This is a genomic window from Sphingomonas sp. SORGH_AS_0438 (genome assembly GCF_031453475.1).
In the GTDB taxonomy this organism is placed as follows: domain Bacteria; phylum Pseudomonadota; class Alphaproteobacteria; order Sphingomonadales; family Sphingomonadaceae; genus Sphingomonas.
This window is the reverse complement of the sequence record NZ_JAVIZS010000001.1, coordinates 2,018,402-2,032,596: the sequence shown is the minus strand read 5'-3', so window position 1 is coordinate 2,032,596 and position 14,195 is coordinate 2,018,402. Positions and strand designations below refer to the sequence as shown.

Sequence of the window (14,195 nt, the reverse complement as noted above, 5' to 3'; positions counted from 1 at the left end):
GGGGCGCCGATGACATCAGGGTAACCGACAAGGCTGGCGATGACCGAACCGACGATTGCCGTCCTGTTGCCCTGCTATAACGAGGAAGCCGCGATCGCGCAGACGGTCGCCGGTGTTCCGCGCGGCGCTGCCGAATGCCGCGATCTATGTCTATGACAACAACAGCAGCGACGACACGGTCGCCGTCGCCCGGGCGGCGGGCGCGATCGTGCGGCGCGAGCGTATCCAGGGCAAGGGCGCGGTCGTCCGGCGAATGTTCGCCGATGTCGATGCCGACGTCTATGTCATGGCCGACGGCGACGCGACCTATGACGCCGCCTCCGCACCCCGGCTGATCGCGGCGTTGCTGGGCGAACAGCTCGACATGATCGTCGGCAGCCGGGTCAGCCAGGTGCAGGAAAGCTACCGGCGCGGCCATCGCTTCGGCAATGTGCTGCTCACGGGGATGCTGGCGCGGCTGTTCGGGCGCAGCTTCACCGATATCCTGTCCGGCTACCGCGTCTTCTCGCGGCGCTTCGTGAAGAGCTTCCCGTCGCTGTCGGCGGGGTTCGAGATCGAGACGGAGATTTCCGTCCATGCGCTGGAGCTGAAGATGCCCTGCGCGGAGATCGAGACGCCCTATTTCGCCCGTCCCGAGGGTTCGACTTCGAAGCTGTCCACCTATGGCGATGGCTGGCGGATCCTGTCGACCATCCTGACCCTCTACCGGATCGAACGGCCGCTGCTGTTCTTCGGACTGGCGGGCGGGCTGCTGCTGCTGCTGGCACTGGTGCTCGCCGCGCCGCTGGTCGTCACCTATCTCCATACCGGGCTGGTGCCGCGCATGCCCACCGCCGTGCTGGCGACCGGCTTGGTCATCCTGGCCGCGCTCAGCCTGTTCGCAGGCCTGATCCTCGATACGGTGGTGCGCGGCCGGCGTGAAGTGCGTCGGCTCGCCTATCTCGCGCACCCGGCACCTTTTGCCGGGACTTGAACTCCACCGTCGCCCACGCGACATAGAGAGCCTTACAGGGCATAAGAGAGTGATTCATGCACAATCCGTTCGAGACCGGTGACTTCGCGACCCCGCTGGTAAGCGCCGGGCTCGGCCTGCGGCAGACCCAGGCGGGTCTCGTGCCGATCGTGATCGAACAGTCGAACCGCGGCGAGCGGTCGTTCGACATCTTCTCGCGCCTGCTACGCGAGCGGATCGTGTTCGTGACCGGCGGCGTCGAGGACGGCATGGCCAGCCTCATCACCGCACAGCTGCTCTTCCTCGAGTCCGAGAACCCGAAGAAGGACATCTTCATGTACATCAACTCGCCGGGCGGTGTCGTCACGGCGGGCATGGCGATCCACGACACGATGCAGTATATCCGGCCGCGCGTCGGCACGGTCTGCATCGGTCAGGCGGCATCGATGGGCAGCTTCCTGCTGGCCTCCGGCGAGCCGTCGATGCGCGTCGCGCTGACCAACAGCCGGATCATGATCCACCAGCCGTCGGGCGGTGCGCAGGGCATGGCCTCGGACATCGAGATCCAGGCGCGCGAGATCCTGCGGATGCGCCATTTCCTCAACACGCTCTATGCCAAATATACGGGCAAGCCGCTGGAGGAGATCGAGCGCGCCATGGACCGCGACAAGTTCATGAGCGCCGAGGAGGCTAAGGAATTCGGCCTGATCGATCAGGTATTCGACAAGCGGCCGACCCCGTCGGACGACACGGCCACGTCGACCACGCCGGCGGCCTGACGTGGCATCCGGTCGTCCTGCCGCCATCGTGACAAATCGGTGGCGTTTAGGACGATTGGACATTGCCGCGCCCATGACGGCCGGGTTACCATGCCCGGCCCGACATTCGAGGACTGCGTTTCCTCGCGAAGGATGGTTTGAATGACGAAACTGAGCGGTGGCGACTCCAAGAGCACCCTCTACTGCTCGTTCTGCGGGAAATCGCAGCACGAGGTGCGCAAGCTGATCGCCGGTCCCACGGTCTTCATCTGCGATGAGTGCGTGGAGCTGTGCAACGACATCATCCGCGAGGAGACGAAGTCGGCGCTGGTCTCCAAGAAGGACGGCGGCGTGCCGACCCCGCAGGAAATCTGCAACGTGCTCGACGACTATGTCATCGGGCAGAAGCAGGCCAAGCGCGTGCTGTCGGTGGCGGTGCACAACCACTATAAGCGGCTCAACCACGGCGCCAAGGGCGCCGATGTCGAGCTGGCCAAGTCGAACATCCTGCTCGTCGGTCCGACCGGCTGCGGCAAGACGCTGCTGGCGCAGACGCTGGCGCGCATCCTCGACGTGCCGTTCACCATGGCCGATGCGACGACGCTGACCGAGGCCGGCTATGTCGGCGAGGATGTCGAGAACATCATCCTCAAGCTGCTCCAGGCCTCCGACTATAATGTCGAGCGGGCGCAGCGCGGCATCGTCTATATCGATGAGATCGACAAGATCAGCCGCAAGGCGGAGAATCCGTCGATCACGCGCGACGTGTCGGGCGAGGGCGTGCAGCAGGCGCTGCTCAAGCTGATGGAGGGCACCACCGCCAGCGTGCCGCCCCAGGGCGGTCGTAAGCATCCGCAGCAGGAGTTCCTGCAGGTCGACACGACGAACATCCTGTTCATCTGCGGCGGTGCGTTCAGCGGCCTGGAGAAGATCATCGGCGATCGCCTGCAGGGCAAGTCGATCGGCTTCGGTGCCTATGTCGCCGCGCCCGAGGAGAAGCGCACCGGCGAGGTGCTGCGCCAGACCGAGCCCGAGGATCTGCTGAAGTTTGGCCTGATCCCAGAGTTCGTCGGCCGTCTGCCGGTGATCGCGACGCTGGAGGACCTGGACGTTCCCGCCCTGGTCAAGATCCTGGCCGAGCCGAAGAACGCGCTGGTGAAACAGTATCAGAAGCTGTTCGACATGGAGCAGGTCGAACTGAACTTCACCGACGAGGCACTGGTGACGGTCGCCAAGAAGGGCATCGAGCGCAAGACGGGCGCGCGCGGCCTGCGTTCGATCCTGGAGTCGATCCTGCTCGATACCATGTTCGACCTGCCGTCGATGACGGGCGTCGACGAGGTGATGATCGACAAGGACGTGGTCGACGGCCGCAAGGAGCCGATCCGCGTCTATGCCGAGAAGAAGAAGACCGGCGACGCCGCCTAATCTTCGGGTGATGTAATTTGGACGAGGGCGTCGGGTCGGTCACGATCCGGCGCCCTTTCTGTTTCGGCGGTTCTCGATGCGCAGGCACGACGCGTGTCTTGCTGTGCACACGGATATGGTGGCGTAAGACGAGCCCTCAGTAATATGGACCGCGCCGCGCCGCGCCGCGCCGCGCCGCTCCAGCGACGGCGGCGCGTTCGCGAAGTTGGTTACCGTGTTCTCGGGATCGTCATTGCGAGCGCAGCGAAGCAATCTACAGCCGCGCGCGTGACGCCCCTGGATTGCTTCGCTGCGCTCGCAATGACGGCTTGGGTGGACCCGGTGTCATCCGGTTCCAGCCGCCAGCCGCCAGCCGCCAGCCGCCAGCCGCCAGCCGCCAGCCGCCTGCCGCCTGCCGCCAGCCGCCAGCCGCCTGCCGCCTGCCGCCTGCCGCCTGCCGCCTGCCGCCTGCCGCCTGCCGCCTGCCGCCTGCCGTCTGCCGTCTGCCGTCTACATTCGCAGAAGTCCGAGCCTGTCCGGCCTTTGCCTAAGTCGCGCCTCTACCGGTACTTGGCAGAGGAGCCGAGCTGGTCCGCCCCTCCACCAGGCCGGGCAGGCGTTACGCCTGGGTCAGGTCGAACGTCCCGTGCACGCCGTCCGCCTGGGCCGAGGGGGCGATCCACAGGTCGAACGTGCCGGGCTCCACCGTCGGCTGGTTGTCGACACCGTAGAAGAGCAGGTCGGAACGCCGCAGCGTGAAGCGCACCGTCTCGCTCGCGCCCGGTGCGAGGGCCACCTTGCGGAAGCCCTTGAGCTGGCGGATCGGGCGGGTGATGCTGGCGACGCGGTCGCGGATATAGAGCTGCACCACCTCCTCGATCGCGCGCGTGCCGCTGTTGCGGACGGTGGCGGCGACCTCGATCATGCCGTCCCAGGGCAGGGTCGGGCCGCCGAGCGTCAGGCCCGAATAGTCGACCCGCCCATAGGTCAGGCCATGGCCGAAGGGATAGAGCGCGGCATTGGGCGCTTCGCGATATTGCGTCTTGTAGGGCTGGCGCGGCCCCGCCGGCGCGGGGCGGCCGGTCGCCTTATGGTCGTAGTGATAGGGTTCCTGCCCGCTTTCATAGGGCAGGCTGATCGGCAGGCGCGCCGAGGGCGAATAGTCGCCGAACAGCACGTCGGCGGTGGCATGGCCGCTTTCCGAGCCCAGGAACCAGGTCATCAGGATCGCTGGCGCGTCGCGCACCGCACCGTGCAGCGCTAGGCCACGCCCGTTCTTCAGGATCACGACCATCGGCTTGCCGGTCGCCGCCACCGCCTCGGCCAGCGCCTGCTGGGGCGCGGGCACGACGATCTCGGTGCGCGACTGCGCCTCGCCGGACATACTCTCGCTCTCGCCGATCGCGAGCAGCACGATATCGGCCGCCTTCGCCGCCGCGACGGCGGCGTCGATACCGCCCGGCAGTGCCTCCTCGACGCCCGAGCCGGCGGTGACGCTCAGCAGCGACGGATCGGCCATCGCGGCGCGGAGGCCCGTCGCCAGGTCGACCGCCTGCTTGTTGTCGCCATAGACGACCCAGGGGCCGTTCAGGTCGTGCTGGCCGCTGGCGAAGGGACCGATCAGCGCCAGCCGGCGTCCGGCCTTGGGCAGGGGCAGCAGGTCGCCGTCATTCTTCAACAGCACGATCGACTTGCGGCCGGCTTCGCGCGCCAGCGCCAGGCTGGTCTTGGTCCGCGACCGGGCCTTCTCCCGCTTCACGTCGATGCGGCGGAAGGGGTCGTCGAACAGGCCGAGCCGGTGCTTGACCACCAGCACGCGCCGCACCGACCGGTCGAGCACCTCCTGCGGCACCAGTCCGTCGCGGACCAGGCCGGGCAGATGCTGCATATAGAGGTTGCTCTGCATGCACATGTCGACGCCCGCCAGGAAGGCGATCCGCGCCGCGTCGCGCCCGTCCTTGGCGAAGCCGGCGGCGATCATCTCCTCGTCGCCGGTATAGTCGGACACGATGATGCCCGGGAACTTCCACTCGTCGCGCAGCACCGTCTGGAGCAGCCAGGGATTGCCGTGCGAGGGGATGCCCGAAATCTCGTTGAACGAGGCCATACCCGACAGCGCACCCGCATCGAAGCCGGCCTTGTAGGGGGGCAGATAGACGTCGCGCAGAGTCCGTTCGGACAGGTCGACCTCATTGTAATCCAGCCCCGATTCCACCGCGCCATAGGCGGCGAAATGCTTGACGCAGGCCATCATCGCATCGTTCGCCATCAGGTCCTGGCCCTGGAAGCCGCGCACGCGGGCGGCGGCGAACAGGTTGCCGACCAGCACGTCCTCGCCCGCGCCCTCCATCGTCCGGCCCCAGCGCTGGTCGCGTGCGATGTCGACCATCGGGAAGAAGGTCCAGTCGATGCCGGCGGCGGCGGCCTCATAGGCGGCGACGCGCGCGGTGCGCTCGGCGAGCGAGGGCTCGAAGCTGGCGGCTTCGGCGACGGGGACGGGGAAGATGGTGCGGTGGCCGTGGATCACGTCGGCGGCGAAGATCAGCGGGATCTTGAGGCGCGATCCCTTCATCACCGCGCCCTGCATCCGCCGCGCCATTTCCGCGCCATTGCCGTTGAACACGCCGGTCAACTTGCCCGCCACCGCATCGGCGAGCTGCTGGTCGAAGCTGACGCCGCCGGCCGCGGGCGGGTTGAGCCCGGTGGCGACGCCGCCGCTCCACGCCGCCGCGTTCAGCGTCAGCTGGCCCGCCTTCTCCTCCAGCGTCATGCGGCCGACCAGCGCCGCGACCGCGGCCGGCGTCGCCATCGTGTCGGCGGCGGCGAGCAGCGCGCGTGCCGGGCTGGACGCCCAGGCGGCGATCGCGCCCGCGCCGAGCAGCGCGCCGCGCCGCGTGATCGTCATGTCCGCCCCGTGGCCCGCCCTGTTCCGCTTGTCGCCCATGCCACATTCTCTCCCATGCTGGTCGTGAACGGGTCGCATTTTGCATTTGACCGTCCCGTGTAACCGGTTACCTAGACGCCAAGAGACCAATCTGGCAATCGCCGCACCAGCGTTTTTGCGCCATGATCCGGCATTGATGGTGCGGACATGATGGAGGGATGATGCGCAAGGCTGGGGCGACGATCCGCGATGTGGCGGCGCGGGCCGAATTGTCGGTGGCGTCGGTGTCGCGGGTGTTCAACGGCCATGCCAATGTCCACCCCGATGCGCGCCAGCGCGTGCTCGCCGCCGCCGAGGCGCTGGGCTATGTGCCCCATGCCGGCGCGCGCAGCCTCAGCATGGCGCGTACCCATGCGGTCGGCGTCGTCATCCCCGACCTGCATGGCGAATTTTTCTCGGAGATCGTGCGCGGCATGGACCGGGAGGCGGGGCGGCGCGGCTATCACCTGCTGTTGTCCAACATGCATGCCGATGCGGAACAGGCGGCGCAGGCGATGCGCAGCATGCGGGGGCGGGTCGACGGCATGATCGTGATGGCCCCTGGCCTCGATCCGCAGACGGTGGAGGCGGTGCTGCCGGTCGGCATCCCGGCGGTGCTGATCGCCAGCCCCAATGCCGGCACGCGGTCGGCGGTGGCGATCGACAATCGCGCCGGGGTGGAGGCGGTGGTCGCGCATCTGGTCGCGACCGGCCGCCGCGCCCTGGTCCATGTCGCGGGGCCGGAGGGCAATATCGACGCGACCGAGCGGCGCGAGGCGTTCGTCGATGCGCTCGCCCGGCACCTGCCCGGCACTCCGCCCCGGATTATCCAAGGCAGCTTCTTCCAGGAGGCGGGGGAGGGCGCGGCGCACGAACTGCTCGCCTCGGGCGAGGTGTTCGACGCGATCGTCGCCGCCAACGACATGGTGGCGCTGGGCGCGCTGCACGTGCTGCGCGAGGCGGGGGTCGATGTGCCCGGCCGCGTCGCGGTGGCGGGCTTCGACGACGTGCCGCTCGCCCGGTTCCTGTCGCTGACCACGGTGCAGGTCGGCATCGACGAGATCGGGGGACGCGCGATGACGCGGCTGTTCGACGACATAGAAGGCAAGGCTTCGGACATGATGATCGACATGATTACCCCCCGGTTGATCGTCCGCGCGACGACGGGCACCGCCACCGAGCCGCAGGCGTGATCGCGCTCGACCGTCGCCAACTGCTCGCCGGCCTGCCGCTGGCGGCCGCGGCCTCGCGCCTGCCCGCCGCCACCCGGCCGGTGCTGGACCCCTGGTTCACCGATCTGGAGAAGCGGACCTTCGATTTCTTCTGGGAGACGGCGAACCGCGACAACGGCCTAGTGCCCGATCGCTGGCCCAATCCGCCCTTCGCCAGCATCGCCTCGGTCGGCTTCGCGCTGACCGCCTATCCGATCGGCATCGCGCGCGGCTGGTGCACCCGGGCGGCGGCGCGCGACCTGACGCTGACGACCCTGCGCTTCTTCGACCGCGCGCCGCAGGGCGATGCGGAGAGCGGCACCGCCGGGTATAAGGGCTTCTTCTATCATTTCCTGCACATGGACACCGGGCTCCGCTATCGCGACGTCGAGCTGTCGAGCGTCGATTCCAGCCTGTTGTTCCTCGGCATCCTGTTCGCCGGCCTGTGGTACGACCGCGCCGACCCGGTCGAGGCGGAGATCCGGCAACTGGCGACCCGGATCGTCGACCGCGCCGACTGGCCCTGGTTCCAGACCGCCAGCCATTCCTTCTCGATGGGCTGGCATCCCGGCAAGGGCTTCATCGAGCGCGCCTGGGACGGGTATAATGAGGGGATGATGGTGCATCTCCTCGCGCTCGGATCAGGCGGGCACCCGGCGCGCGACGGCGCGTGGGAAGCGTGGACCAAACCCTATCCGAATGTCTGGCGCGGCACGGGCGAGACCCGGCACCTCGCCTTCGCGCCGATGTTCGGCCACCAGTACAGCCATATGTGGATCGACTTCCGTGGCATCCGGGACGCGACGATGCGGCGCGAGGGGCTCGACTATTTCGAGAACAGCCGCCGCGCCACCTATGCCGACCGCGCCTATTGCATCGCCAACCCGATGCATTGGGACGGCTATGGCCGCGATATCTGGGGGCTGACCGCGTGCGACGGACCGGGCGACGTCCGCCTCAAGTTCAAGGGTGAGATGCGCCAGTTCCATGGCTATTCGGCGCGGGGGCCGGTCGGGCAGCCGGACGGGCTGGACGACGGCACGATCGCGCCGACCGCCGCGCTCGGCTCGCTCGCCTTCGCGCCGGAGATCTGCATTCCGGCCGCACTCGCCATGCACCGCCGCTATGGCGCCAACCTCTATGGTCGCTACGGCTTCCGCGACAGCTTCAATCCCAGCTTCCGCTATACCGATGCGACGGTGAACAGCGGGCGTGTCGATCCGGCGCAGGGCTGGTTCGCGTCGGACTGGCTAGGTATCGATCAGGGTCCGATCCTGGGGGCGCTGGCCAATTACCGCAGCGAGTTCATCTGGAAGGTCATGCGGCGCTCGCCGCATCTGCGCCGGGGCCTGAAGCGGGCGGGGTTCAGCGGCGGCTGGCTGGGCTGATCCGAGGTCCGAATTCCAAAACTGTTGCAGCATAGCCACATCGCGGCATGTTTAACGATCCTGTCATCTGAGTGATTGAACCACGCCTCGGCCGGATGTAACCGGTTTCCTACGGCATGTAAGCGGTTACATGCGGCAAGGGTCAGGGAGCGCATCGCCCCGGCCGCGAGGGAGAGGATGATGAAGGGCAGCAGCGTCAGCACCGTTGTCTTCGCGTCGCGTCGCATGGCGACGCGCATCCCGCGCCCTAGCGCGTCGGCCGCTTCCGTCACCCGAACGACAGAACAGAACGGCCATCGGCCGGACAGGGGAATCTTCGACATGAGCAAGACCATGTTTCGCGCCGCGCTGATCGCCGCCACGACGCTGGCGACCGGCGCGATGCTGCTGCCGGTCGCGGCGCAGGCGCAGGTCGGCCAGGCGGCGCTGCGCGGTCGCATCACGGCCGCCGCCGATAATCCGGTGCAGGACGTGACGATCGTCGAGGTCGGCACCGGCTATCGCCGCACCGTGCCGCTCGCCGCCGATGGCAGCTACAACTTTCCCTCGCTGCGCGCGGGCACCTATCGGCTGGAGGTGCGGGCGCAGAACGGCACGCGCAACTCCGATGATTTCACGCTGCGGGTCGGGCAGAATGCCGGGCTCGACATCGACCTGACCGCGCCGACCGCGCCCGCCCCGGCGGGCGGGCCGGGCGCATCCGGCCAGGCCGGCACGGGCGAGACGGCGGAGGGCGCGCCGACCGCGACCGAGGCGGGGCAGGCCGCGCCGGTGGGCGAGATCATCGTCACCGGCTCGCGCATCCGCTCGCTGTCGGGCGGGCAGGTCGGCAGCAATATCAGCCAGCGCCTGATCGAGCAGTTGCCGCAGAACAACCGCAACTTCCTGGCCTTTGCCGATCTGGCGCCGGGCGTCCGCTTCATCGAGGGCGCGAACGGCGAGTCGCGCATCCAGGGCGGCGCGCAGGACAGCCGCACCGTCAACGTCTTCATCGATGGCGTCAGCCAGAAGGATTATGTCCTGAAGAACGGCATCACCGGCCAGGACAGCTCGCCGGGCAATCCGTTCCCGCAGCTCGGCATCGGCGAATATCAGGTCCTGTCTTCCAACTACAAGGCGGAGTTCGACCAGGTCAGCTCGGTCGCGATCACCGCCGTCACCAAGTCGGGCACCAACCAGTTCCATGGCGAGGGCTTTTTCGACTTCACCAACCAGAATCTGCGCGACCGTCGCCCGACCGAGATCTTCCCGACCACCATCGACAAGGTGAAGACCAGCAACAAGCAGTTCGGCGGCGCGCTGGGTGGCCCGATCATCAAGGACAAAGCCCACTTCTTCTTCACCTATGAAGGCAAGCGGATCGACAGCCCCTATGACGTGCGGCCGGACAACGGCCTGCCGATCAGCAGCCTGCCGCAGCGCTATCAGCAATATTTCGGCAGCTTCTCGCAGCGGTTCAACGAGGATCTCTATTTCGGCAAGATCGACATCGTGCCGACCGACCGCGACCTGATCGAGCTGACCGGCAAGTACCGCAACGAGTCCGGCAACCAGATCGCGACCGGCATCAACGCGTCCGATACGTCGACGCTGAACAAGGTGATCGACAAGCGCGGGATGCTGCGCTGGCAGCATACGGCCGACAATTGGGTCAACGACGCGCGCCTGTCGTACGAGGATGTGCGCTGGTCGCCGACCCCGGCGAACGACGGCACCACCTATTTCCTGCAGGCGACGCAGCGTAACGGCACCTCGGCGGTGCGGACCGACCTGCTCCGCTACGGGGCGGGCAGCAACTTCCAGAACAAGGGACAGAAGGGTTGGACCTTCCAGGACGACTTCACCTGGACCGGGTTCGAGGGCCATACGATCAAGGTCGGCGGCAAGACCAAATGGGTGCAGCTCCGCTCCACCGAGCAGAACCTGATCAACCCGCAATATAGCTATGACGTCAACGCGTTCAGCCAGACCGGCTTCAACGACACCTTGCCCTATCGCGTGCAGTTCGGCGCGGCGGTGGCGGGGGCCAATCCGCAGATCCGCTCGAACAATTTCCAGCTCGGCCTCTATGCGCAGGACGATTGGGACGTCACCAGCCGGCTGACGCTGAACATCGGCCTGCGCTGGGATTACGAGCGGACGCCCGCCTATCTCGACTTCGTGACGCCGACCGAGAACATCACCGCCGTGTCGCTGGCCAACTATCCGAACCTCAACAACGCCGACTATAACATCAACGACTATATCTCGACCGGCAACAACCGGAAGACGTTCAAGGGCGCGTGGCAGCCGCGGCTGGGCTTCACCTATCGCCTGGACGAGGCGGGGCGCTTCTCGGTGTTCGGCGGCTATGGCCGGTCCTATGACCGCAACCAGTTCGACTTCCTGCAACAGGAGCTGACCCAGGGCGTCTTCCAGACGCGCACGTTCAACTTCATCGGCAACGACTCGCTCAACCCCTGCGACCCGGTCGCCAATCCGCAGACCTGCATCGCCTGGAACCCGATCTACCTGACGCCGGAGGGGCGCCAGCTGCTCCAGACCGCGGCGGTCGGCGGCGGGCGCGAGTTCCGCTTCCTCAAGAACGACCTGAAGATGCCCTATTCGGACCAGTTCAGCCTGGGTCTGCGCGGCCGCTTCGCGCCGGTCGAGCTGGAGGTCGGCTATTCGCACATCAAGAGCCGCGACGGCTTCGTCTTCCTGCTCGGCAATCGCCGGCCGGACGGCAGCTTCTTCTTCAACGATCCGACCAGCAGCACCGACGTGCCGCAGTCGCCGTTCAACTTCTCGCCGAACGGCTATGGTGCGATCATCCTGGGCGACAACGGCCTGCGGACCGATGCGGACTCGGCCTATTTCAAGCTGACCAAGAGCTGGTCGCGGTCGTCGCCCTGGAGCCTAGACGCCACCTACACCTATACTCAGGCCAATGAGAACCGGACCTTCGGCGAGGTCTATTCGCTCGATTTCCCGCAGATCGGCGATTATCCGATCATGCGGTCCTCGGGCGTGCCGCGCCATCGCTTCGTCGCGGCGGGCAGCGTCGACACGCCGATCGGCGTGACCATGTCGGCCAAGTTCCAGATCGAGTCGCCCTCCTATATCAAGGCGTTCCTGGACACCTCCAATCCCTTCGCGCGCGAGCTGATCGGGCGTGAGGCCTATGGGCTGGGGGATCGCTGGGGCCGGCGTCAGCTGGACTTCGCCTTCACCAAATATGTGCCGATCGGCTTCATCAACGAACAGGCGCGCGTCCGCTTCCGCGTCGATATCCTGAACGTGATGAACGACCGCAACTATGTCGATTTCAACGGCAATCCCGCCGACCCCAATTTCGGCCAGCGGTCGACCAACGCGGTCGGCGGCAATGCGCCGCGCACGATCAAGCTGTCGACGGGCTTCTCCTTCTGACCTCTACCGGGCGGGTGCTGCCGAAGCGCCCGCCCGTTCCGTTCCTGCTGCCCAAGGGCCGTCGCCATGCTTCGTTCGCTGATCCTGCTCGGGCTCGCGGCCACGTCCTCGCTGGCGCCGGCGGCGACCGTCCAGCGCACCTACGCCAATCCGATCGACGTCGATTACAAGTTCAACTTCGAACAGGAATATGAGGGCGTCTCCTACCGCACGGGGGCCGATCCGGTCATCGTGCTGCATCAGGGCGCCTATTACCTCTTCCAGACGCTGGCCGATGGCTATTGGCGCTCGACCGACCTGATCCACTGGCGCTTCATCCCCGCCAGCCTGTGGCCGGCCGAGGGCGTGGTCGCGCCGGCGGTCTGGTCGGAGGGCAAGGACCTCTATGTCTGGCCATCGATGACGCACCAGCAGCCGATCCTGGTCACCGACGATCCGGCGAGCGGCAGGATCCGCTACCTGCTCCGCCGCACGCCGCCGCTGCCCGGCGCGGTGCCTTCCGGATCGGAGGACCGGATCAAGCCGGGACAGGTGCCCGCCGGCCCCTGGGACCCGGACGTGTTCGTCGACGATGACGGCGGCCATTATCTTTACTGGAACTCGTCCAACGTCTTCCCGCTCTACGGCATGACGCTCGATGCGAAGAACCGCTTCGCCTATAAGGGCGACACGCACGCGCTCCTCACGCTCCATCCCGACATCCATGGCTGGGAGCGGTTCGGGCAGGACCATAGCGGCACGCTGCCCAACGGCACGCCGATCGCGCCCTTCATGGAGGGGGCGTGGATGAACAAGGTCGGCGGCCGTTACTATCTGCAATATGGCGCGCCGGGCACCGAACATAACGCCTATGCCACCGGCGTGTACGTGTCAGACAGGCCGTTGGGGCCGTTCACCTATGCGCCCTACAACCCCGTCGGCTACAAGCCCGGCGGCTTCGTGCAGGGGGCGGGGCACGGCTCTACCTTCCAGGATGCGCACGGCAATTGGTGGAACACCGGGACGCCCTGGATCGGGGCGAACTGGACCTTCGAGCGGCGGGTCGGCCTGTGGCCGGCCGCCTTCGCGCCCGATGGGCAGATGATGGTGTCGACGCGGTTCGGCGACTTTCCGCATTATGTGCCCGACCACCGGGTCGCCGATCCGGAGGCGTTGTTCACCGGCTGGATGCTGCTCTCCTACCGGGCACGCGCCACCGCCTCCTCGACGCTGGGCGACTTCGCCGCCGACCGGGTGACGGACGAGAACCCCCGCAGCTTCTGGGTCGCCGCGGATGCCCGGCCGGGCCAGACCCTGACGCTGGACCTGGGCGCGGAGAAGACGGTGCGCGCGGTGCAGGTGAACTTCGCCGACTATAAGGCCGGCCGCTATGCCGACGCGCCGGACATCTACACGGCGTTCAAGCTGGAAGCCTCCACCGACGGCGCGCATTGGTCGCCGATCGCCGAGACGGAAACGGGCGAGGGGCGGCGCGACCGGCCCAATGCCTATTTCGAGCTGCCGGCGCCGGTCCGTGCGCGCTACATCCGCTATGTCCACGACCATATCGGCGGCGCGTATCTGGCGATCAGCGACCTGCGTGTGTTCGGCAGCGCCGGCGGCACCGCGCCGGCCGCGCCCGGCCGGATCGCGGCGGTGCGCGCCGCTGATCCGCGCGATGCCCGCATCAGCTGGACGCTGGTGCCCGGGGCGGTCGGCTATAATGTCCGCTGGGGCATCCGGCCCGACCGGCTGGCGCTGACCTACCAGCTTTTCGCCGACGACCCGCGCCTGGCCCGGGGCGGCGCGCTCGACCTGCGCGCGCTGACCAAGGGGCAGGGCTATTATGTCGCGGTCGAGGCGTTCGACCAGTCCGGCGTGTCGAAGCTGTCGAAGGTCGTGCGGATGTGAGGGACGGGCCTTCATCTACTTCTGGCGTCACCCCGGCGAAGGCGGGACCTTTGCGAAAGTCGCTGCCGTGCTCCTGCGGAGGCAGGAGCCCAGGCTTGTGGATACCCATAAGGCGTTGTTTTGCGCGGCTCTGGGCTCCTGCTTTCGCAGGAGCACAAGCCTGTTCGGCCGGTTCGCTCGACTTCTGCAAAGGTCCCGGCCTTTGCAGAAGTGGCCCGGTGGGTTTCGCGACGGCCTTGCCTCCGCCGGCGCGGA

General features: G+C 67.2%; 7 protein-coding genes and 1 pseudogene. 7 read left to right on the top strand and 1 reads right to left on the bottom strand.

Features of this window, described 5'->3' with window-relative positions; translation table 11 throughout:
* The first annotated feature begins 39 nt into the window (after positions 1–39).
* The 3 genes and pseudogenes from QE452_RS09345 to clpX all read left to right on the top strand — a co-directional run bounded on the left by QE452_RS09345 (position 40) and on the right by clpX (position 3,138).
* Positions 40–973: pseudogene (locus QE452_RS09345) on the top strand (glycosyltransferase family 2 protein).
* Between the two features lie 56 nt (positions 974–1,029).
* Entirely contained in the window at positions 1,030–1,731 is a 702-nt protein-coding gene (locus QE452_RS09340) for an ATP-dependent Clp protease proteolytic subunit (RefSeq protein WP_309658048.1), read from the top strand.
* A gap of 141 nt (positions 1,732–1,872) precedes the next feature.
* On the top strand, positions 1,873–3,138 hold the full coding sequence (gene clpX / locus QE452_RS09335; protein ID WP_125993066.1) for an ATP-dependent Clp protease ATP-binding subunit ClpX: 1,266 nt from the start codon (positions 1,873–1,875) through the stop codon (positions 3,136–3,138).
* 598 nt (positions 3,139–3,736) lie between these two features.
* Here the strand turns inward: clpX and QE452_RS09330 are convergent.
* Positions 3,737–6,061, bottom strand: coding sequence for a glycoside hydrolase family 3 N-terminal domain-containing protein (locus tag QE452_RS09330; protein ID WP_309729964.1), 2,325 nt, complete (start codon positions 6,059–6,061; stop codon positions 3,737–3,739).
* A gap of 158 nt (positions 6,062–6,219) precedes the next feature.
* Between QE452_RS09330 and QE452_RS09325 the strand changes: the two genes are divergently transcribed.
* From QE452_RS09325 to QE452_RS09310, 4 genes are all read left to right on the top strand, one after another.
* The gene (locus QE452_RS09325) at positions 6,220–7,233 is read left to right on the top strand and encodes a LacI family DNA-binding transcriptional regulator (RefSeq protein ID WP_309658050.1); all 1,014 of its coding nucleotides are present in this window, start codon (positions 6,220–6,222) and stop codon (positions 7,231–7,233) included.
* A complete protein-coding gene (locus tag QE452_RS09320) occupies positions 7,230–8,639 on the top strand; it encodes a glucoamylase family protein (protein ID WP_309658051.1) in 1,410 nt (469 codons plus the stop codon). The genes QE452_RS09325 and QE452_RS09320 overlap by 4 nt, the downstream gene beginning before the upstream one ends.
* A 321-nt stretch (positions 8,640–8,960) precedes the next feature.
* On the top strand, positions 8,961–12,050 hold the full coding sequence (locus QE452_RS09315; RefSeq protein ID WP_309658052.1) for a TonB-dependent receptor domain-containing protein: 3,090 nt from the start codon (positions 8,961–8,963) through the stop codon (positions 12,048–12,050).
* Positions 12,051–12,116: 66 nt separating this feature from the next.
* Positions 12,117–13,940: a family 43 glycosylhydrolase gene (locus tag QE452_RS09310; protein ID WP_309658053.1), complete on the top strand. Its 1,824-nt coding sequence runs from the start codon at positions 12,117–12,119 to the stop codon at positions 13,938–13,940.
* The last annotated feature ends 255 nt before the right edge of the window (positions 13,941–14,195 follow it).

What these genes read in the sequence shown, in the direction of transcription:
- QE452_RS09315 (WP_309658052.1), top strand. Translation starts at nt 8,961, where the DNA reads ATGAGCAAGACCATGTTTCGCGCCGCGCTGATCGCCGCCACGACGCTG.
- QE452_RS09310 (WP_309658053.1), top strand. Translation starts at nt 12,117, where the DNA reads ATGCTTCGTTCGCTGATCCTGCTCGGGCTCGCGGCCACGTCCTCGCTG.
- QE452_RS09330 (WP_309729964.1), bottom strand. Translation starts at nt 6,061, where the DNA reads ATGGGCGACAAGCGGAACAGGGCGGGCCACGGGGCGGACATGACGATC.
- QE452_RS09325 (WP_309658050.1), top strand. Translation starts at nt 6,220, where the DNA reads ATGATGCGCAAGGCTGGGGCGACGATCCGCGATGTGGCGGCGCGGGCC.
- QE452_RS09340 (WP_309658048.1), top strand. Translation starts at nt 1,030, where the DNA reads ATGCACAATCCGTTCGAGACCGGTGACTTCGCGACCCCGCTGGTAAGC.
- clpX (WP_125993066.1), top strand. Translation starts at nt 1,873, where the DNA reads ATGACGAAACTGAGCGGTGGCGACTCCAAGAGCACCCTCTACTGCTCG.